This window comes from Candidatus Poseidonia alphae (assembly GCF_943787815.1).
Classification (GTDB): Archaea; Thermoplasmatota; Poseidoniia; order Poseidoniales; family Poseidoniaceae; genus Poseidonia; species Poseidonia alphae.
The window spans coordinates 161,684-184,129 of record NZ_CALSNW010000003.1 but is presented as its reverse complement, the minus strand read 5'-3'; the positions used below and the strand labels follow the sequence as shown (position 1 = coordinate 184,129).

Genomic DNA, 22,446 nt, shown 5'->3' with positions numbered 1-22,446 from the left:
TCCTGCTCTCAAAGACAACAAGGGATTGCTTGATGTGCTGAATCGTTCTCCCACCATTCATGCGAAACGGCACAATACTCGCCATACTCATGTCAGCCTTGTTCCTGATGTCCACGGTAGGACCTGCAATCTCGATGCAAGAAGATACTGAAATCATGCCCACAGTAGGGCGGGATTCCAGTGATATCCGAATCAGTGAAATCCTCGTATCGGCATCTTCCGAAGACTACAACGGTACGGATTGGAACAACGACGGTTATACCGGATCATCTTCCGACCAGTTCATTGAACTCTGGAACAGCGGGTCTGAACCGATTGATGTCTCAAACTGGCTTCTTGACGATTCACCAGAGGCAGGATCTGCACCATGTCGCTTGGCTTGGAACACAACCATTGAGGCTGATGGATACATCGTGATTTTCCGAGACAGTTCCCGAATCGAACTGGATTACTTTGACCCTGACTCAGCCAGCATCTCTGACGCCAATGGAAACCTCATCGACTCGCTTTCATATCCTGCTGAAGACTCATGGTGGGATACTTCGTACATGAAAGACCTCTCCGGAACCGTTACCAAAGTTAGCCCACCCACACCAGGATGGGATGGTTCAGCAACCTATATCGTCGCTCAAAATATGGTTCGTTGCTACGGCCTTAGCGATAACAGCCATGAGGGTGCATACATCCTCAAGGGAAGGGTCGTTCCAATGACGGGCGAAGCACATGTCATCAACGAAGGGCACATCCTTGTTCAAGACGGAATGATTGAGGCTGTATGGGGAGATACCGCTCCTTCAAACATTCAAATCTCTAACGTTCCTGTGATCGAAACTGACGGAACGATTTACCCCGGTTTGATCGACCTCCACAATCACTTGCACTACAATCAAGCCCCACTTTGGGACATGGACACCCACCTTTCACAAAACAGCCAAAACGAATGGGGTGGCTACAACAACCGCTACGAGTGGAAAAACCACCCTGATTACAGCGAACAAGTAACTAAGCCCAAGATGTTGGTTCATTCTGGACCGTATTGGAACATGGAATCGGAGGCCATGAAATACATCGAAATGAAATCGATCGTCGGCGGGACTACCGCTGCCCAAGGCAGCCCAATGAACCCCAGTGACAGCTACGGGACCATCTTAGCCCGTAACATTGAGGACTACAATTTCCAAAGAGATGAAATCCATACCAAGGTCACTGAACTCACATCGGATTACGTTGGAAATCACATCAAGAACGGAAATGCCAGCAAAGAATTGGATGCTTGGTTTGTCCACATCGCTGAAGGCGTTGACGAACGCAGTCGGGCCGAGTTTGACATCCTCGTACAGAATAATTTGCTGGTTGGTGAACTTGTTCTCATTCACGGCGTAGCGCTTGGACAAAATGAATTCACACAGATGGCCGCTGCAGGCTCGACCTTGGTTTGGTCGCCTCTATCCAATCTGTTGCTGTACGGAAATACAGCAGATGTCGCAGCAGCAAAGGCAGCAGGAGTACACATCACCCTTGCACCCGACTGGGCACCCTCGGGCTCAAAGTCGCCGCTTCATGAACTCAAAGTTGCCGATTTGTGGGACGATGAAATGCTTGGAGATATTTTCACCGATTATGAAATGGTCGAGATGGTCACATCTGGAGCCGCACTGGCTACAAATTGGCAGAACGAAGTCGGCACCATTGTCAAAGGAACTGCTGCTGACTTGGTCGTCGTCGACAACATCCACACCAACCCCTACCGCAATCTCATCAATGCAGTTGACCCTGACATTCGCCTTTCAATCGTTGGTGGACTGGCTATTTACGGGGATACCGACATGATGACTGCGCTCAAAGGGACCGATCATGAACCTGCCGGAGCCTTCGGAAAATCTCTGGACATCACCTACCTCGCAGCACCTGAAGGTGCTCAAACATGGGCCAGCATTACTGAAAACCTTACCATGGCCATGCGATTTGACCCCGATGAAATGTCAGCAGCTTTTGGTGATGCATCTGACTTTAACAGCGTCACTTCCGGAATGACAAACGTTGGACTTGACCCGTGGTACACCTACGGTGATGAACGCTACTTCAACGTCATTAACGGTTCAGAAAACGCCAATGCTCAAATCAGCATGTCATTGTTGTACGACCGTTATTATGACCGTGGAGAAAATTTACCCGCTGTCACCGACTTCCAAGTGATCGAAGGCCCAACCGTCATACCCTGTGATGATGGAACCAATCCACCTTGCAATGACGGAGGAAACGATAATTCCGGAGACAATAACGGAAACACGGATACTACCAACGATTCGACCGACAGTGGAGGAACCGATACCAACGGTGATTCCACCGATAATGACGGAACGGACATCCCGAACAATCCTCTCGACGACCAACAATCAAGTGAAGAGGAAACCAGGGACAAAGCCTTGTTGTTGTTCTTCGGCATTGTCATTGTCTTGCTTGTGGCTTTGTTCTTTGTATCTCGAGGAGGGGAAGACGCCCTAGCCGCAGAGGTCCGCATTGAGAAAATGTGGGAGGAAGGAAATGAGGAAGTATTGCAAGACGTTGCGTTCGTACCCTCGATGCCTCCGATGGAGCCCCCGAAAGAGGAAGAATGATCACGCAAGGTCCCAAGTAGGGCCTTCCGATGTATCAACAACGACAACGCCGAGCGCATTGAGTTCATCTCGAATTGCATCCGCACGGGGCCAATCTTTGTTGGTTCTTGCTTCGCTTCGTTGCAACAACAATTCTTCCACCTCATCAGCAATTTCCGCTCGGCGCGGGTCTTCTTCAGGTTCTGCTAATGCCATCTCACGGCTTGGAAGAATACCAAGGACGGTTCCTGCTGTCTCTTCGAGGAGTTGGACCGCGTAATTTCCAAATGCATTCATGTCGGTTTCATCAAGTCCAAATTGCAACATTTTCCCGATCTCACGGGCCATGCCGAGAACTTTGGCAACGGCTTCTCTTGAATTGAAATCGTCATCCATCGCACGTGCGAAACCTTCAGCCATTTTTTCGAGCAGGCCCAAGGTCCTGGCGAGGGGTTGCTCCGAAGTCAAATCGGACTTGGGAAGGCTCACGGGAGATTCATCAGAGCGCGCCTTCAAAGCCGACACATACGATTCTAGAACGCGGTTATAGTTGCGCTCTGCATCTTTGAGGAGGGTTTCATTCATATCAATAGGTGAACGGTAATGTGCGTTGATGAGAGCGAATCGGAGTACCATAGCATCAACATGCTGTAGAATGTCGCGAATCGTCCAAAAATTCCCGAGAGATTTACTCATCTTTTCTCCATCGATGTTCACAAAGCCGTTGTGCAGCCAATGGTGAACGACCGGTGAGTGACCGGTGTGGCATTCACCTTGGAAAATTTCGGCTTCATGATGAGGGAATCGTAGGTCGTGACCTCCGCCATGGATGTCGAATTCCTTGTCAAAGTGGTCAAGAGACATCGCCGTACACTCAATGTGCCATCCGGGTCGCCCGGGCCCCCAGGGTGACTCCCATGTTGGTTCGTTGGGTTTGGCTGCCTTCCATAATGCGAAATCCTTGTGATCACGTTTACCTGAACCGGTCCCACCAACTCGACCACCCGCGCCTGAACGAACGGCGTCAATGGATTGACCGGTGAGCATACCGTATTTTTCAGGAGCTGAATCAACGTGAAAGTAGACGCCATCTTCCGTCACATAGGCGTGCTTCTTATCGATGAGGTCCTCTGTAATTGAGATCATTTTGTCAACATAATCCGTGCATCTCGGGTATGCATCTGCCCTGAGAATGTTGAGTGCGTCCATATCTTCGTAGTATGCCTCAATGTTTTGGTCCACCAATGCTTTCCAATCCCCGTCCAATTCATTGGCTCGAGCGATGATCTTGTCATCGATATCGGTGAAGTTCTGGACGTAATCAACATCAAAGCCGCTTGCTTCAAGCCAACGGTGAATTAGATCAAAAGCAAGGTAACATCGTGCATGGCCGAGATGACAACGGTCGTAGACCGTCACGCCACAAACATACATCGAAACCTTGCCCGGTTCAAGGGTAGTGAAGTCTACCTTTTCTCGTCGTTTCGTGTCGTGAACGCGAATGGGCATGGGTCTCATGCGGCGGTGCATGCAGCCACACTTGAAGGTTCATACGAGACCTGTCGCTGGGCGACAGTATGGAAGAGAGTTCAGGGCGCCGTATCTTCGTCACCGGTGTGAACGGCCACATTGGAAACCATATTGTTCGCGACCTGCTTGAACATGGATACAGCGTCAAGGGCTCCGTTCGTTCCCTCACTGACCCATCAAAGGTTGACCATGTGCTGCAACATGCAAAGGATTTGGGAGTCGAAGACCGATTGGAACTTGTTGAAGGGGATGTGCTGGATGCCGATGGTTGGTCAGAACACTTGGCTGGGTGCGATGGATTGTTTCATACAGCCACCATCTACAGCACACAAGGCGATACTCAAGCGATTCTTGACACAGCGAACAAGGGCACAATGCACTTGTTCCACGCCGCTGCGAACGCTCAAATCCCAAGAGTGATTTACACATCAAGTACCGCTGCAGTAGGGACAGAGCCGAAGGGTAAAATCAAGGATGAGTCCGACTGGCAGACGGACACAAATCTCCCCTATACGACTGCAAAAACACAAGCTGAAAAGTTGGCATGGGAACTTGCTGAACAACTTCGTCTCGATGTCCGAGCGATCAATCCAACCGCTGTACTCGGTGGAGGTTTTGCACGCCCCACACCCAGCGTTGATTTCTTCCAAGATGCGATGAAAGGAGCCTTCCCGGTGGCCCCTAAATTTCCAATGGCTGTAGTCCATGTCCGTGATGTTGCACGAGCCCATCGTCGTGCCTTTGAGGTCGATGAAGCAGAAGGACGTTTCATTCTCGCACCACATACGAACTTGACGCTGTCAACCATCTGCCGGAAAATACGAGAATTGTATCCCGATACGAAATCCCCAAAAATCGCACTGCCTAACGCCTTGCTCCCCATAGCTGTGTTCCAAGATTGGTTCGGTGGCTTACTTGGTAAGCAACGCTATTTAACCCGCGCAGTAGTAAAATCTCTTAAGAAAGGAGATACGAATTATTCAAGTGAAAAGGCGGAACGAGTACTTGGTATGGAATGGGAGGGTTTTGACACATGCATCAAAGATACGGTCGACGCTTACCTTTGACTCAAAATCAAGGACGTTTCCTTGCTGTCCTCAGTTGGTTGGCTCCAACGATTACCGTGATTGTTGCAATGGCCGTTCATTTTGCCGGTGGGGCAAGGACGTTTCCCATCTTTATTTCTGAAGCAGACTACCCTGGACTCCAACGAACCGTATTCACATCAGGGCTTGTTCTTTCTGGAATCCTTCAGATGATGTTTGCCTGGCATCTCTACCATGGATTGAAACCAAAGAATCAACGCTTGTGGAATGCATCGTGTGGCGCTGGTATCGTTGTTGGTTTCCATGTGATACTGGTCGCATACTACGACATGTACGACCACATTGACATGCATATTTATGCTTCAATGATTGCTTTTGGAGGCGGCATCGTTTGGGCCACAATGGGGCACCTCGCGCTTGATTCAACAACAAGCCCCGGTGCAAAATTAAGGAAGGTCGGAATTGCAACCTCCCTCATCGCACTGGTCGTGATGATCGTGGCGTTCCAGTACGCCGTGAGTACTTTTGACACCAACGGATTAACCACGGAGGAGTTTCTCAACAAGGCTCAATTTGGTATCAATTTTGCAGGACCAGCAGAATATCTTGTTGTTGGTGGACTCATGGTGGCGTTAGCATCCTTTGGAATGGATTTGAAGGAGGCTGAAGAAGACCAAACGGTCAGCTCTGAAACCGTTTCAAATCAAGCAAAATGATACCTTAACAGCATCAGTAGGCTCAAAATCAGCAGTAGAACTCCTAAACCTAATATGACGACTCTCCCCCATTTAGGGTTTGAGATTCGTTCTTGGACGTGATGCCCGATATTGGTCCATAGCCCCATCGAAAACAGTCCAAAGGTGGTATTGATGGTCGCTATGACAAGCGTGCCGGCAACACCCCCAGGAATACCACCTGGTTCAGATTCGAACGATGCTAGCATGACGGTCATCAAGGCAAAAATAACCATCCATTGCTTGGTATTAACAATCTGCATGACAATCCCTGTCCGCAATCCCAATTTGGGAATTGTTTCAACCAGATTGAACACCGACGTTGAACGACCGATGAAGATCAGCAAAACTCCCAGAGCAATCATGAGTAGGGACCCAATATAGTGAAGCAATTTCCCAACAAAACTTTCCGGATCAAACGAATTGACCGCTAAACCGCAAAGAACATTCACGCCAAAGAATCCAATTCCAAGCCCTGCAATCAACACGATGTTTGACCGCCGCCCGTGTATTGATGCATGCGCAGCGCATGTCGAGTTATTAGGCCCTGGCACGGCCATCCCAACAGCAAGAAGGGCCAGTAACGACCCCAAAGTAGTCCACTCCACAACTACGGTCCAGCATTGTGATATATCACGATATGCAATGTTCAAATGAGGCTATAACCCGAACTGGTGGCTAATTCTATGATTTTTTGATCCAGCACAGACATGGCTACTTCCGACGGATTGCGCCCGAATTCGTTGCTCGCTTGAGTTGACACGTACACCTTGACGGTCATTGCACGGTGGCTCAATTTATGGGCAACAGTGCCGACAAAAGTCTCATCACCCTCGCCATCAGGACGTTCGCCCTCGTGGAGTTGCGGCCCCCATAACCCCCCAAACAAACCATCTTGCCTCCGCTGATGGATGATCGGATTTCCAACCCGGTCAAATTCTACACACGTCCAAAATGTGACTTCTTTGACCTTGGTTTTTCTTGCCCTTGGGTAAGATGTAGGTGTTTCTTTACCCCGACATGAAGTCTGGATTGGGCAACGGGAGCATTCAGGCTTTTTAGGAGTACAAACCGTAGCCCCGAGTTCCATTAAGGCTTGATTCCAATCGCCAGAACGATGATGAATTAAATGTTGGTCTGCCCAAGATTGTACCTCCCGATTGGAGGGCTCCATCATCTGCTGTTGCCTGGCCATTACTCGCCTGATGTTGCCGTCAACACAGGCATGGGGTAGAGAAAAAGCGATGCTTGCAACTGCCGCAGCAGTGTACGGTCCAATTCCAGGAAGAGACAGCAGTGATTCGTATGATGAAGGAAGAGAACCGTCAAAGCCACCTTCTGCTGAAGGAAGCATGACCAACTGACTCAATGCATGAAGCCGACGTGCTCTGCTGTAATACCCTGCGCCTTCCCACGCCTTCAGAACCCTGTCCATTGGAGAATCCGCCATTGACTGTATCGTTGGGAAGGCATCGACCATACGATGCCAGAACACAATCCCTCGACTCACTTGAGTTTGCTGAAGCAATATTTCGCTCAGTAAAATTGCCCAAGGGTCGCTTGTTTCTCGCCAAGGTAGCGCACGTTGATTCTCATCGTACCATTGAAGCAATTTTTCACGTGATAGGCCACTCAAGGCACTCACACTCACGCTTCGACAGATTCAGCCTTCTTCGCCTCAATCTTAGCGTCGTTTGCTTTGATTTGTTCCCAAACCAATTCAGCAACGTCTTTGACTTCCATCTCGGAACCGATGGCATTGAGGCCGTCGGTGACCATGGTTGAACAAAACGGACATCCCACTGCAACCGTATCTGCACCGGTTGCTGCAAGTTCTTTGGAACGGATGACGTTCACGCGGTCGTAGCCATCGTCAACATGTTCTTCCATCCACATTTGAGCACCACCTGCACCGCAACAGAACGAATCTCGACCGTGACGCTCTGCTTCAACATCAACGCCCCCGATAGCATCCCGAGGTGCATCCAATTCGCCACCGATGCGGCCGAGGTAACATGGATCGTGGTACGTCACCGTTCCGTCATGCTTAGGCTCCGGAAGCTTCCCTTCATTTTGCAGATGGTTGATGAGTTGGGAGTGATGCATGACTTCAATGTCTTCGCCGCCATAATCCTTGTATTCCTTTCCAAGGGTGTGGAAACAATGCGGGCATGAAGCCACTACTTTCTTGACACCAATCTCCTCAAAGGTTGCCAGGTTTGTTTCGGCCAACATCTGGAAGAGGTATTCATTTCCAGCACGTCGTGCAGCGTCCCCGCTGCATCCTTCTTGCATGCCAAGGATTCCGACATCAAGACCTGCTTCCTTCATGATGCTGATGGTATCACGAGCAACTTTCTTGTTACGCTCGTCAAAGGATGCTGCACATCCTGCGAAGTAAATGTACTCGGCGGGTTCTGCAACCTTGACATCCAATCCTTCAGCCCAATCGCCGCGTTCGTGGGACGGTAGGCCGTATGGGTTTGAGTCGGATTCTAAGTTTTCAATGGTCATCATCAAGGGCATGACGGTGTCTTCGACCTTTTCGTCAAACTCCATTCGCTCCATCATCAGATGACGACGAGCATCGGTAAGTTTGGGCACATGGTCGATGTAAATGGGACATGCTTCAACGCATGCGTGGCAAGTAGTACAGGCCCAGATGGCGTCCTCTCCAAATCGAGAGATGATGTCCTCTTCGGGTGTTTCGCCAGCAAGAAGCGTTCCAGAATGGTCGTTTGCATAGTGGCGGACATCGTGAATGATTTCCATTGGGTTGAGCGCCTTTCCGCTAGCGTAAGCAGGGCAAACATCCTGGCATCGGGCACACGAGGTACAGGCCCATCCGTCAATGAGGTCTCGCCATGTGAAATCAGTGTAGTTAACTGCCCCGAAGGATTCCAAGTCCAGGTCGTCGAGCATAATGGCCTTGCCGTCTTCTCCTCGTGCGAGAGGTTCCATGGTCGCCATAGGTCGCAAATCGTGGAAAAATACGTTCGGGAAAGCCATGACCAAGTGCATGTGTTTGGAAAGTGGAATCAAAAACAGGAACACGCAGATGGCCACCATGTGAGCCCAATAGGCTGCAATGACCATGCTGGCGCTGGGCACCATTGTTGTCGCGACCCACCAGCCAATCGGTTCCCATGTTTTTGAGATGGTCGATTCACCGGCTTCTACCACAAACGAAGTGGTGGTGATGGTCATGATAAGAAGCAAGATAGCGTTGCCTTCAAGCTGTGATTTGCCCTTAAGTTTCTCAGGTGTGAAGGCAACCCTACGAATCAAAGCAGCCACGCAGCCGATGAAGGCGATGGTATAACCGGTTTCAACCACGATGTTCCAAGGGCCGCGGAGCATTTCCGGCAGTACCTTTTGTGAGAATTGATTGCCGGTTGCGAGGTCAAACATGTCGGTTGAGAGCATCAGGAAGCCCCAAAACATGAGGACGTGAATACCTCCAGCAACACGGTCTTTCAGTACTTTCTTTTGTCCAAGCCAACCGGTTGCTACCTCTTTGATTCGAGTACCCCAATTATCAAACCGGTTTTCTGGCTTTCCTTTGAGGACCAGCCGAGTGGCCTTCTGAACTTGAAAGAGGAAAAAACCTCCAGATACGCCGAAGAGCATCAACAAAATTACCCATCCAGGAATGGGTCCATAGTCCAAAAACAGGGGATGTTCCATGCAGTTCACCGCCAAAGACATGCTCGGGCAGGTCTGCGAAGGGGAGACGCACTTTGAAACCACCGTCAAAAATCAACGGGATGGCTCGTGGTTGTGAGAAGGAATATGAAGGCCGACCGCTTCTAGTGACCATGGCCCTTGATGGAGACGCTACGACTGCGAGCGCTCCGGCCAAGTGCATTCTCTTTGGAGAACATGCAGTTGTGTACGGTGAGCCTGCGGTTGCGGTTGCTCTTGAGCAACGCCTCCAAGTCCGTATTACCCCGGCTAAAGCATGGAGTATTGACGGCAGCTCCCTTGTCGCAAAACGTCACCCTCACATCCATCATCTCGTTCATGCACTATGGCCCACTGAAAGCGACCCAAAACCCCTATCAGTCCATGTATCTGGAGACATACCTCGGGCATCTGGTCTTGGTTCAAGTGCCGCATTAAGCGTTGCTTTGTGTACTGCTTTAGATGCGAGCCGACCAATTTCGGAAGCCAACCTTGGAAACGATGAGATCAGCCACCTCGCCCATATGGCTGAAGCAACCGCTCAATCCGGCCGTGCATCCCCAATGGACACCTCAACCAGCACCCTCGGAGGGATTGTGGTCCTCTCCGACAAGAAAGAAACTGGATGCGAGTGGGTCTTCAGACGTGAACTCGAAACTCCGGAGGGGAAACGAACTTGGGAGATTCACACGATGACACCTCCTCAGGACGAGGTGTACCTTGTTTTGGGAAATACAGGAGTTCACGCACCTACATCGCATCAAGTCGCCTTGGTTGCTGCTGCTCTTGAAGCCAATCCAAGCCGAATCAACGAGATACGAGCCATCGGGAGTATCGCTCGTCGTGGATTAAAAGCGCTTCAACAAGGGAATTACGACGCAGTGGGCCACGCCATGAGCGAAAATCACATTATTTTACGAAATCTAGGCGTCTCTTCTGATGAACTTGAAACCCTGATTTCTGCAGCATTACCAACGGCCCTCGGAGCGAAACTGACCGGGGCCGGAGGCGGAGGGTGTATGGTGGCGCTAACGCGCAATCCCAAGGCGACGAGTGAAGCCATTGAACTCGCAGGTGGTCGGACACTCACCTCACGGCTTGGAAACCCAGGCGCTACCCTCGTAACAGCACCAAAAGAGGCTTTTTGGCCTGAATGAACATCCGACATCCACGAGTATAAAATCGTGGGGTGCCGAAATTCCTTTTATATACTAAAGGTCATTCGGGTTATATATGACCACCGATGAAGAACGCCTAACTGTCGTAAACGTAGTTGCAAGCACCCGTGTTGCTGAAGAACTTGACCTTCCTGACATCGCCATTCAACTCAACTGCGAGTACGAACCCGAACAATTTCCTGGTGTCGTTTACCGAGTTACTGAGCCAAAACTTGCAATCCTAATGTTCCGCTCCGGCCGTGCTGTCTGCACCGGTGGAAAGAACGAAGACAACATCCACACAGGTATTGACCGAATGATCAAGGACTTGCGTGCTGCTGGAATTGAAACCTGGGACCTCAAGGACGTCTCCATCGAAGTCCAGAACATGGTCGCTACCTATGCACTCCACTACCCCGAAGATTACGACGGTGTTGACAAGTTCACTGGCGAGCCACAAGCAGGAGTTCCACGTAAACTCAATCTCAACCACCTGACCTTCCACTTGCCCTTTGACAAAGTGGAGTACGAGCCAGAGCAATTCCCTGGACTCATCTACCGACTCGACGACCCAAAGGTCGTCTGCCTCATTTTCGGATCAGGTAAGATGGTGATTACCGGTGCCCGACACAAGGACGAGATTCTTGAAGCCGTAGAAATCATCAAGGACGAACTGGCTGACCTTCTTTGAACTGAACCTCAATTAGATGCTTCTCAAGAGAAGCGTTGATGGTCTCTTTCTCTCCTGCTCTCAGCATGGGAAGCAGTGGACGGTCTGTCTTCGTGCCCGGCTTGATTGCCGCATTGCTCCTCATCACACTGATTCCACTGGAGCATCCAGTATTGGAGAAATCAAGCCCAGTGCAACGTTCAGCAGGCCATGACCCTGGCGTTTCAGACGTCCCTACATGGAGGATTGGTGACCGCTGGATTTACTCTGGTACGTTTGACCCAACAATTCTTGTCACCGACACGGGGGTTGACGCGACGGTTGGCGAAATCCAAGGAGATACGACGGCGGAAGTCACTGCTATTTCCATGCAAAATGTCGACAATATGTCGGTTCTAGCATATACGCTCCGCTCAACCGCTAATTTCGATAAATCCGGAGTTTCACTGGAAGGGTATTCAGGGAACGTCTACATTGAATACACTCAAACCGAGTACCTGCGCGTCAGCGACTTATCATCGATTCGAAACGAACTTGACATGTACATACGCTTCGTCCCGAGTGGTATTTCATTCTTGGAGCAAATCCTTGGAGACATTACGATCACAACGTCGTATTCACCCGTCAACGAGAACTATGATTTTCCGCTACGAGCCAACGAACGTTGGACGACGATGACCACTTCGTATGTCCAATGGTCCGGCCAGAGTGATTACATCACACCATTCCCACCTCCAGTTACTGAAACCAATACCACCACATGGGTTGTATCCAATGTCGGAAAACCAACCAATTCCTTCGGTCAATCGACCGATTATGGTGGCTGCAACGGTTCGTATGAAATGCTGTCATACAACAGCGATGGAGATTCAGAAGGCTACAGATGGTACTGTCCTGAAGTTGGAAACTATGCTTGGTTGCACACTGAAGACGATATCGGACTTACCATTGACTTCCGACTTAAGCGGTACGATCCGGTTGGAGCATCTGGAGTTGACCCCTATTCAAATCCAGGCTCAAGAGACCCCTGCCTCCAGGTCAATCCTGAGCGCAGCATTACCGCGCTGAATACGCCAATGCAGGTTTGGGTTAATGCTTCTTCAAGTTGTTTCTCTAATCCTTCGGGCGTGAATCTTGAGCTGCATCATGAGCACGAAGGCATTGTCAAATCCCTAACAACCGGAGCAAATGGAAGTGCATGGACTACAATCGACATCGGGGATGCCCTTGATTCATCAGCGAGCCAAACTGATTATGCAAGCCATGGATTGGTTGCTAAATCCGGAACCTACGTTGGAGCGAGCACCGTCACACTGGATGAATATCTTGTGGGGCTGGATGTGTTTGCTGACGCCGAAGCTGCCCAAATTCTCAGAAATCGAAGCGGCGTAATTACCCCCCTGAACGCACTTTCAGGCTACAATGTCCTTCCAGGTGATGAACTTGAAGTGGAGGTCTCGTTTAACAACCGAGGAATTACCGCATCAACGCCAACCGAAGCGGTCATCACCTTACCAGATGGACTCACCAACCGAGTACCTCTTCCTGCCCTTGAAACCTATGAAGTGCACAAGGTCGCCCTCAATTGGACCGTACCCGTTACGGCTGACATCGGCACTCAAAGTTTGATGTGGGAAGCCGACCCTGACGGACTCAATTCTGCTGATGCAAATCCATCGAACAATCTCGCCATCATTGACCTGTTTGTCGGACGAGTCCCTACCGCCTTGGTCAACGGTTCATCCGGCCTTACGAACGATTACATCCTCCTCGATGCGTCTGAAAGTTTTGACGAAGACGGGGGAAATGTCACGTGTGAATTTGCCGTTGCGTTTGATGACGGCACCCGTACGTGGTCCAGCCAGAAGGTGCTTGCGCCAAATTGTGTACTCAACTATACGTGGATTGATGATGGCTCTTATCCCGTTGAACTCACGGTTATCGACGAAGAACGAGACGAAGTCAATCTCACCGTGATTGTTGAAGTTGTCAATCGGGCACCGATGATCGAAGTCCAGAGTGCACGGACTGAGGCCATGGTCGAATACCCAATCACGCTCTATGCATATGCAAACGATTCGGATTCAGAAGACGTATGGCCTGGCGTGGTCGACATCTATTGGCCGGGAGCAAACTGCAAGGAAGGATACTACACCCGAGTTTGCACGACGACGTCAAATGAGGAAGGTTGGACTACCTTTACGGCAGTAGGTTTGGATGATGACAGTACCATGGCTACGGCTACAATCGACATACGATTCACCAACATTAAGCCTCACAGTGTCAACATACAATTGGTTGACCAAAACGGGCCCATCCTCATGGATGCCCAAAGCACATGGCATGTCACCGAAGACCAACCGATTCTGGTAAAGGGACAAGCGCAGGACTCCATCGACGATATTGATGGACTCACACATACCTGGTGGCCAGATGATGCCCAGCCATCCCTGATACGTACGTTTGATGGACGCACATCAGAATTTGATATGATCTGGCACGAGGCAGGATTGCATAAAATGAGACTGGAAATCACGGACTCCGAAGGCGAATCTAGCGGGGTTGAAGAACGGTGGATCAGCGTTGCGAATGTTGCACCAACAATCGAGCCACTCAATCAGATTCTCCCCATTGCGGAAGGTCAAAGCATCAGCGTGACCGGAAGTTCTTCCGATTCAAGTTCCGACCAAGAAACATTGATTCGTTGTTGGGACATTGACCCCAGCATGGACTCAAATGACATCGGTAGCGCAGATGACGATTGCGATGTCATCGGAGATAACTTGACCATTTCATGGAATCGAAGTGGGACCCACAAATTGGTTTATCACGTAACGGATAACGATGGAGCTCATACAAGTGAAGTTCTAACGGTTGAAGTATTGAATACGCCACCGCTCATTCGCACTACAGCCATTGCCTGTGTTGCCTATGAACCATGTACCCTTGACGCTCAATCCACGATTGATGCCCTTAACGATTTGGATGGATTAACCGTCGTCTGGGACATTGACATCGAATTCGATAGCAACGAGGATGGAATTCCAGACAATGATGCCGACGTCATCGGGAAGACCGTCACCTACACCTTCCGTAAGGCTGGGAGTCAATCCATCAAAGTCATGGCTTGGGACGAAGACCCACAACGACCAGGAACCAAAGTCATCACGTTCGCAGTAGCTCCAGCAGACCGTACAGCATTGGAAAACATCGGAGCCTCATTGGCTGGCGAAGAAGCGAATCCATTGATGCAAGGAGGGCTGCTTGTGTTGCTCCTTGGCCTCCTGTTGATGTTCTCAAGACGTAAATCAAAGGCAGGGGACGATGACATGTGGAGTGATTTATCGCAAAACCTCATGGTTGAAAATAACGATGCAAGAGAGGAATCGATGGCTGAAAAGCGACCCAGTTCCCCTCCACCAGAATATTTATTCCAAATGGCGCTTGAAAATGCTCCAGCATCAATTCTTGAAAGCAATCCCAATGAAACCAACTCGGATGGACCACCCGTGCCCGAAACAGGACTACCGGAAGGCTGGACTACCGAACAATGGTCATACTACGGTCAACAATGGCTTGATTCTCAAAACACGTGAAGCGACGAAGGACACTTCCTAAAGTATGAGAACGCCCACGACGAGGCATGAACCGAGACTTGTGGAAGGCAACCTTCGTCGCCGTTTTGTTCCTCCTCACTCCGATGTTGAGTCAGGTTAGCCCGGCAACCCTCCTTGCCGAGGAGAACACCTCCGATCACAGTTCAACGGGTAATCTTTCAATCGTGGACGTCCCCAACTATCGAATTGGTGACAAGTGGGTCTATGAAACGAAATTTGACGTGGCTCAACTCATCGCCCAAGCCAACGTTTCCGCATCGCTCAACACACTGACTGGAGACACCGTCAATACAGTCACTGATATCCTCTACGAAACCGATGAAAATGGCGACACGGTATTGGTGTACGAAATCACCGTTGACGGCTCGTTTAGTTCCGGCAACAGTGGAGCAACCCTTGAAGGAACGAGTGGGCGGTTGGAAATTGATTACGATGGAACCGACATCATCCGAGCAAGAGACCTGGCGACGAGGGAATCCAATTTTAATTTGGATGTGACATTTGCTCCTTTTAACCTCGGGTTTTTGAGCTTCACGTTGGCTGATATCAACTTTGATAACAGTTACACGCCAGCCAAAGAAACACATGATTTCCCACTTCGGAACGGCGACCAGTGGTACATGCCCTTCCGCGCAGACACCGTGGTAACAGGCACGTCTGATTATTTTGACCCGTCGGAATTTGATGGAGGTGGACCCGAAAACTATTCATGGCAGGTCATCAAGAACGAAGCCCCCAGTGAAGATGGAGACACACCGCAATATTTGGGCTGCGACAATTCATACAAAATCTCAGAATGGAATGAATCGGGAGTCAATACCGGATTCAACTGGTACTGCCCTGATGCCCGAGGAAGCGCCTGGAACCGAATCATCAATCCAGCTGGATTTACCATTGATTGGATTTTGAAGACGTACAACCCAAGCGACTCAAACAGCGTAGTTGCTGGCTCTTCACCGGGTGGTCGAAACACCAACCTCAACGTAGCGACGGCTTACTCAGCAACCCTTCCGGACTCCACTGAAACCATTACCGTTGATTACAACGTCGCAGGCTCACCACCAAGCCCGATAGCCAATACAAATTTACAACTGCGATACGAGATTGCTGGAACCATTCTCAATCCTACGACCGATCAGAACGGCATGGCTCAAGTATCCCTTAACGTATCCAATGAAACCGACACGACGCCAAGCAGTGACGACCATACCAGCAACGGAGTTGTTGTTTACGACCCAGCCACAAAAGTCATCGGAGCTGCCACTGTTGTCCAAGACCTAAATGTCGTGGGAATTGACCTCATTGCTCAATCCTCATCGGTCATTGTGGAGCGTACGCGAGGTGGCGTAACATCAACCCTCGGAGCATCAATTGGCTACAATGCGTTACCAGGAGACATGATGATGTTCTCATTGCCGGCTCAGAACAGAGGTGTATTGAGCTCACCAACGACCTACATGGAGATTGAGACACCTGATGGGGCAATATACCGAGAGCCACTATCGGCCATTGGACCGTATTCAGAGGAGCGAGTGATCGTCAACTGGGCAGTACCTGAGAACTTGGCTGTGGGCTTTAAGAATCTCAAATTCACAGTGGACCCAGACATGAACGTGACCGCTGACGCCAACCGAACAAACAACGATGCCACCATCGAAATTTTCATTGGTCGGGCTCCAACCGCTGTCATGGAAGCGAGTGAAGGGAAATACACCTTTGAAAACGTCACCCTCAATGCTACCGGCAGTTACGATGAAGATGGAGGAGAAGTTGGTTGTGTCTTCGAAATCGAATCACGTGTAGGCCTTATTGACGTGATTGAAGCGCCCAACTGCATCACTCACTGGAACTGGTCAAACAGCGGCATATGGTCCATCACAGTTATCGTTACCGACGGTGAATTGGATGTTGATGAACTCCAAATTGATGTAACCGTGCTTAACCGCGCCCCCGTATTCAACCTTTCACATGATGCAACCGTGCCCGTCGAGCAGAGCATCACCATCAATGCAGTTGACATACAAGACATTGACACTTCTTCTCCAACAGGGCAACAAGTCACCATTTCATGGCCAGGATTGGAATGTACTGAAGGATTGACTCAACCCACTTGCACGTTCATCCCAACGAGCGAAGGCCCGATGAACATCACAGCCATCGCCACGGATGATGATGGCGCAACAACAACGGTGACCAGTCCTTTAGACGTGCTGAACATACCACCAACAATCGGTTTCCCCGAATTATGGACCGGAGGCGAACAACTGTTGCAGGATGCAAACGGAACATGGCATCTTGACGAAGACGAAATCGCCCTGCTGCGAGTTGTTGCAGACGATACCAGCAACGACCAAGGAACATTGATCGTTGAATGGCTTCCATCGATTGAGGATGAAAACTGGACCATAACCAGCATCGGAATTTCCTCATCGGAAGCGGTAGCATGGACTGCATCTGGAATTCATACACTGAATGTTAGAGCGATCGACAGCGACGGTGCAACATCAGCGACCCAAACCGGTGAAGTCTTGATTCACAACGTCGCACCGACCGTTACCGGACTGCCGGGAAACACTCCTGTGTTCGAAGAGGATAACCTCTCGTTGGAAGTCGTTGCTAGCGATACCGCCTCCGATGTTGCGACATTGGAGATTTGCTGGGATTTTAACGCCATGGTTGACCAAGACAACGACGGAACAAGAAACAACGATTGTGAACTCTCTGGTGCCTCAATTTCCAAGTCGTGGTCGACAACAGGTGTCCGATGGATTACCGTCACTGTAACCGATGATGACGGAGCCACTGCAACTCAATCAATGAACGTCAGTGTTCTCAATCTGCCACCAACGGCAGTCATCACACTCGGCTCACTTGCAGACGGCCTTGTGGAAGGAGACAACTTGACCCTCGACGGAACAGATTCTGTTGAAACCGCAGGCGATAAAACGACGCTCATTTACCAATGGGACGCCTCGTTTTTGGATACCGACCTCGATGGTAGTAAGGTTGGCGATGTTGACCACCAAGGGGGAGCATGGACCATAGAAGACCTCCCAGCAGGCACATGGACCATCGTCCTAACGGTCACCGACGATGATGGTGAATTCCAACAAACTGAACTTTCATTCGTGGTATCACAAGCCCCTTCGGAAGGTTTGTTTGAGAGCATCTCAGACACTGTAGGAACCACCATGACCTATGTCATCTTCATTCTTGGAATTGTGATTGCTGGATTGGTTGCTTTCCTGCTCTTTACGAGAAAGCGGCCCAGCGACGACCTCAAAGGGTTCTCGTCGTTTGAACAACCGTTTGAAGCACCTCCTGTCGCTGCTGCTCCTTCAGAACTCGCACCACAACAGACATCATATGCACCGCAACCAACCGTTGCTGAACCCATCTATCAAGAACCTCAGCCCGTCAATACAGGACCACAAATCCCAGCAACAGGACTGCCGGAGGGATGGACGATGGAACAGTGGAATTACTATGGCGAACAATGGTTGGCTGCAAATACTGCACCGGCCCCGGTTCAACAACCCATAGTTTCTAACCCTGCACCAGCACCTGCCTCAACAGAGTTGCAATCGTTATTGGACGATCTTGACTTCTGAGGGCATATTATGGCGAATCTTTGGCAATTCTTTGGACTACCCGACCCCGAAGGCAATTCAAACCGAGAGGCACCCTCAACGCCTCTTCGACCGGCCCCGACCCCCGTGAATGTTGAACAAGCGACCCTCACCATGGTTGAACCCGCTCCCGTCATGGCCAGCACCACTGTAGCACCTCTGCAACCGTCCTCGACACGGCTCCAACCGCCGTTAAACTGGACTGGCCCTCTTACACCGGATGGGGAACCATTCCACGACCTCGGACTCCATACGGGACGGCCACAGGTGCTTCCATCCAAAGCCCTGAGGTATGTTGCACCGGATGCCATGAAACGCATTCACACACAGCAAATACTGCAACGCGTGCTTCAAGGTGATACGGTTATTGTGGATTTGCGTCCTTTGGTCCATATGGAAAGCCATCAAATGGCCTGTAGAAGGGAATTGAAGCACATGGGAGATGAAGCTGGAGTCAACATTTTCTCCCTCGACCAAGAAGACAAGTTACTCATGATTCCCGGAATCAATGTCGTTGTTGACATGAAAAAGCATGAACTTGGGCTTACGCCGTTGATGTGACCTCAATTGATGTTTGACAATTGCTCGAGCATTTCCATTGCCGATTGAGCAAGCCCCAACACCACCGATTCGCTACCATGAACCAAACGAGCATGCTCACCCATCGGTCCGTGGAGGTCGTAACCTCCTGCTTTTCCTTTCCAAGAGCCGGATCGAATCAGGTTGAGCAAAACCTCATCGCTGAAATTTGGGAACTCTACGAGTGCAAACTCGCAAAAAAACGTCCACTTCCCCATGAAATGAACCCCCGTAGCGCTCCATACCTGATGGCGGCGGCCTGAAAGACGGTGAAGCATCATGGCTGCTTCTGCGGCGTCAGCAGGCTTCCCCATGCTCAACGAGTGGTCGTCGGGGTCACTGATCATGGTGTCTGAGACAACGGTGACTTGAACGTCATTGAAGTCGGAAATCGCATGTGCTTTACGTTTGCAGATCGTCAGCACCTGGTGGTCTACACTTCCGATCGGTGGAGTTTCATCAACACCGGGAACCCCCGACTGATTCAAATGAGGGAATAACGGGTCCAGCATTACCTTTCGGCGCTCTGAATTTGATGCCAGCCAAACCTTCACATCATGCCCAAAGAGCGGCGCACTTTGGAGGTTACGATTCATGAATCTCAAGGGAGAGGTTGAAGAATTGGAAGGTGTACCATAGCGTGAGTGAGCCGCATGAGTGCAATGGAACGAATCCCTACACATATCGAAGGTCTGGACGAAAAAATGCAGGGCGGTATCCCGCAAGGGCACATATGCATCGTTGCAGGAGCATCCGGTGCGATGAAGTCCAGCCTCACGTTTTCGATGCTGTATAATGCAGTTCTCTACGGGGAAACCAGTGGAATCTACGTGACCCTTGAACAGGGCAAAGAATCGCTACGCTCCCACATGGCAAACATGGGAATGAACGTGGATGACCCTCGTGTCCGAAACCGAATCGCTATCATTGACCTGGCTGATCTTCGCGTACAACTTGACGAACAAGGAATGAGCAACCGTGTGGATTGGATGGGACAACTCATCAAACAATTGACCTCGTATCGACAATCCATCGGATTTGAACTTCTCGTGTTTGACTCCCTTGGAGCCTTTTTCACCCTTACAAAAATGGAAAACCCTCGTGACGAGATTTTCCGCCTCTTTGAAGCAACCCGTCGTTTGGAATTGACTTCTTTCTTCATCTGTGAAATGACAGGTGAAGACCACAAGCAGTTTGGTGAATATGGAGTTGAAGATTATCTTTCAGACGGAGTGGTCCATCTGGTCATGGAGCGCCATGGAGACGACGTCATGAGGAAAATCGGAGTTGTCAAAATGCGCCACACCAACCACTTGTTGGGTTACAAGCCCTTCAACTGGAAAGAAGACGAACAGCGATTCACAATCTTGTGAGGTTCATTCCACGGTAACTGACTTGGCGAGGTTTCTCGGGCGGTCAACATCCTTGCCTAGACGAACTGCAGTTCGGTACGCCATCAGTTGGAGCGGAAGGACCGTAAGAAGTGGCGTCAACCAAGGATGGATTTTCGGTACTGCAATGGAAATGTCACCTTCCTCGGCAATAGCGTCTCCTTTCTCGTGAATCAGGATAATCTTTGCACCTCGTGCCTTGCATTCGTGGATGGCAAGGAGCGTTTTCTCTTTGAGGTGGTCGCTTGGAGCGACGACGACAACTGGGCTTCCCTCTTCGAGGAGAGCCATTGGTCCATGTTTCATTTCTCCAGCAGGATAAGCAAGGCATGGGATGTAAGCAAGTTCCATCAGTTTCAAGGCGCCTTCTTTGGCCACAGGGGCTGAAAGACCACGGCCGAGGTACAACACGGATTTGGCGTTGGCCAGAAGGTCAACGGCCTCATCGATCGGCCCAACATCCTCAAAGTAGGCCTCCATCAGATGCGGGGCTTGTTGGAGTTGTTGAATCAATTCACGACCTTGTTCTTTGGACATGTTTCGACTTCGACCAAGCTGCATCGAAAATACGGTTAATGCGCCGACCATGTTGGTGAAGGCTTTGGTTGAAGCCACGGATTGTTCTGGGCCTGAATGAATGTAAACGCCCTGACCGCACAGTCGAGCGATGGTAGAACCAACGACATTGACCACTCCAAAGACCTGACCTCCTTTCAGTTTGATCTCTTTGATGGCAGAAATGGTATCGGCTGTTTCTCCAGATTGAGATACAGCGAGATAAATTGCTTTTGTATTGATGATTGGGTCGTTGTTCCTGTATTCGCTTGCAATGTGAGTCACAGCCGGGATACGAGCCATTTTCTCGATCAGCATCTGACCGATTTCAGCAGCAAATGCAGCGGTTCCACATCCAAGCAATCGGACGTGAGGGGCTTGAACAAGGGTCGAATGGGCCAAACGCATTCCACCCAGCCTTCCTGTCCCCATTTCACGGTCAACTCTTCCGGTGATGCAATGGCGCAAAGCCTCGGGTTGTTCATAAATTTCCTTGTACATGTAGTGAGGTGCATCACCAAGTTCTGATTCAGCCCAAGAATCTTCAAGCGTTTGAAGGTTGGTTTGAATGGAGCGACCTTGCTTTGATGCGACTTTAATTGAATGACGAGTCACGGTAGCCATGTCTCCATCTTCAAGGTAAACCACACGCTGAGTGTGAGAGGTGAGTGGGTGGGGGTCACTGGATACAAACATCTCACCTTCGCCCTGGCCGATGATCAGCGGCGAGCCGTTTCGCGCGCAGAGCAAGAGATCGTGGTCACGGAACATGACACAGATGCCCCACGTGCCTCGGACTCGCTTCAGCATTCTACGAACAGAATCTTGAGGGGATGCACCGGCTTCCAATTCAAGCCCAACCATGTGGGCGAGAACTTCTGAATCAGTCTCGCTTTGAAGTTCAATTCCTTTGGCGATAAGTTTCGCTCTAAGCGGTCGGAAGTTTTCAATGATACCGTTGTGCACGAGCAAAACCCTGCCATCGTAGGAAGCGTGTGGATGTGTATTCTCTTGCGTCACTCCACCGTGTGTTGCCCAACGTGTATGAGCAATGCCCATCGTTGCATTTGCTTCCTCAGGCAAAACATGTTTCAAATTATTGACCTTTCCGACGGTCTTGTAGACGCTGATGGATTCTCCATCGTGGAGTCCGACTCCTGTGGAATCGTATCCACGGTATTCCAGACGCCTTAATCCCTCGACCAAAATAGGCAGGGAGGGTTGATGTCCGATATAACCAAAGATACCGCACATTGA

The 22,446-nt window shown here is 50.2% G+C and carries 15 protein-coding genes; 9 read left to right on the top strand and 6 right to left on the bottom strand.

The window, feature by feature from the left end; translation table 11 throughout:
* Nucleotides 1-59: 59 nt before the first annotated feature.
* Nucleotides 60-2,618: an amidohydrolase family protein gene (locus AAA857_RS05635; protein ID WP_338173980.1), complete on the top strand. Its 2,559-nt coding sequence runs from the start codon at nt 60-62 to the stop codon at nt 2,616-2,618.
* Here AAA857_RS05635 and cysS read toward each other — a convergent pair whose 3' ends face one another.
* Nucleotides 2,619-4,106 (bottom strand): cysteine--tRNA ligase, encoded by a 1,488-nt coding sequence (gene cysS / locus AAA857_RS05630; protein ID WP_338173979.1) that lies wholly within the window; start codon nt 4,104-4,106, stop codon nt 2,619-2,621.
* 68 nt (nt 4,107-4,174) lie between these two features.
* On the opposite strand from cysS, the gene AAA857_RS05625 reads away from it, so the two are divergent.
* Together AAA857_RS05625 and AAA857_RS05620 are read left to right on the top strand one after the other, a co-directional pair.
* Nucleotides 4,175-5,194 (top strand): NAD-dependent epimerase/dehydratase family protein, encoded by a 1,020-nt coding sequence (locus AAA857_RS05625; RefSeq protein WP_338173978.1) that lies wholly within the window; start codon nt 4,175-4,177, stop codon nt 5,192-5,194.
* The gene (locus tag AAA857_RS05620; protein ID WP_338173977.1) at nt 5,161-5,889 is read left to right on the top strand and encodes a hypothetical protein; all 729 of its coding nucleotides are present in this window, start codon (nt 5,161-5,163) and stop codon (nt 5,887-5,889) included. Before AAA857_RS05625 ends, AAA857_RS05620 begins: the two co-directional genes overlap by 34 nt.
* On the opposite strand, the gene AAA857_RS05615 is transcribed toward AAA857_RS05620, so the two are convergent.
* Genes AAA857_RS05615 through AAA857_RS05605 form a run of 3 tightly spaced genes read right to left on the bottom strand, consistent with a single transcriptional unit; the run spans nt 5,877 to nt 9,594 of the window.
* Nucleotides 5,877-6,515 carry a hypothetical protein gene (locus tag AAA857_RS05615; protein ID WP_338173976.1) on the bottom strand — a complete coding sequence of 213 codons (639 nt, stop codon included), beginning with the start codon at nt 6,513-6,515 and terminating at the stop codon, nt 5,877-5,879. The genes AAA857_RS05620 and AAA857_RS05615 overlap by 13 nt on opposite strands.
* Before the next feature lie 41 nt (nt 6,516-6,556).
* On the bottom strand, nt 6,557-7,552 hold the full coding sequence (locus AAA857_RS05610; protein WP_338173975.1) for an A/G-specific adenine glycosylase: 996 nt from the start codon (nt 7,550-7,552) through the stop codon (nt 6,557-6,559).
* A gap of 2 nt (nt 7,553-7,554) precedes the next feature.
* Complete coding sequence (locus tag AAA857_RS05605) at nt 7,555-9,594, bottom strand: (Fe-S)-binding protein (RefSeq protein WP_338173974.1); 2,040 nt, start codon at nt 9,592-9,594, stop codon at nt 7,555-7,557.
* Nucleotides 9,595-9,647: 53 nt separating this feature from the next.
* Here AAA857_RS05605 and mvk point away from each other — a divergent pair, with 53 nt between their 5' ends.
* The 5 genes from mvk to AAA857_RS05580 all read left to right on the top strand — a co-directional run bounded on the left by mvk (nt 9,648) and on the right by AAA857_RS05580 (nt 19,225).
* On the top strand, nt 9,648-10,748 hold the full coding sequence (mvk, locus tag AAA857_RS05600; protein WP_338173973.1) for a mevalonate kinase: 1,101 nt from the start codon (nt 9,648-9,650) through the stop codon (nt 10,746-10,748).
* Between the two features lie 76 nt (nt 10,749-10,824).
* A complete protein-coding gene (locus AAA857_RS05595; RefSeq protein WP_338173972.1) occupies nt 10,825-11,439 on the top strand; it encodes a TATA-box-binding protein in 615 nt (204 codons plus the stop codon).
* Between the two features lie 38 nt (nt 11,440-11,477).
* Nucleotides 11,478-15,014 (top strand): hypothetical protein, encoded by a 3,537-nt coding sequence (locus AAA857_RS05590; RefSeq protein WP_338173971.1) that lies wholly within the window; start codon nt 11,478-11,480, stop codon nt 15,012-15,014.
* Between the two features lie 47 nt (nt 15,015-15,061).
* On the top strand, nt 15,062-18,646 hold the full coding sequence (locus AAA857_RS05585) for a hypothetical protein (RefSeq protein ID WP_338173970.1): 3,585 nt from the start codon (nt 15,062-15,064) through the stop codon (nt 18,644-18,646).
* Between the two features lie 9 nt (nt 18,647-18,655).
* Nucleotides 18,656-19,225 carry a hypothetical protein gene (locus tag AAA857_RS05580; protein WP_338173969.1) on the top strand — a complete coding sequence of 190 codons (570 nt, stop codon included), beginning with the start codon at nt 18,656-18,658 and terminating at the stop codon, nt 19,223-19,225.
* Between the two features lie 2 nt (nt 19,226-19,227).
* Here the strand turns inward: AAA857_RS05580 and AAA857_RS05575 are convergent, their stop codons facing one another.
* Nucleotides 19,228-19,839 (bottom strand): Maf family protein, encoded by a 612-nt coding sequence (locus AAA857_RS05575; RefSeq protein WP_338173968.1) that lies wholly within the window; start codon nt 19,837-19,839, stop codon nt 19,228-19,230.
* A 57-nt stretch (nt 19,840-19,896) separates the two neighbouring features.
* On the opposite strand from AAA857_RS05575, the gene AAA857_RS05570 reads away from it, so the two are divergent.
* A complete protein-coding gene (locus tag AAA857_RS05570) occupies nt 19,897-20,616 on the top strand; it encodes an ATPase domain-containing protein (RefSeq protein ID WP_338173967.1) in 720 nt (239 codons plus the stop codon).
* Nucleotides 20,617-20,619: 3 nt separating this feature from the next.
* Here the strand turns inward: AAA857_RS05570 and glmS are convergent, their stop codons facing one another.
* Nucleotides 20,620-22,443, bottom strand: coding sequence for a glutamine--fructose-6-phosphate transaminase (isomerizing) (gene glmS / locus AAA857_RS05565; protein ID WP_338173965.1), 1,824 nt, complete (start codon nt 22,441-22,443; stop codon nt 20,620-20,622).
* Nucleotides 22,444-22,446 lie beyond the last annotated feature (3 nt).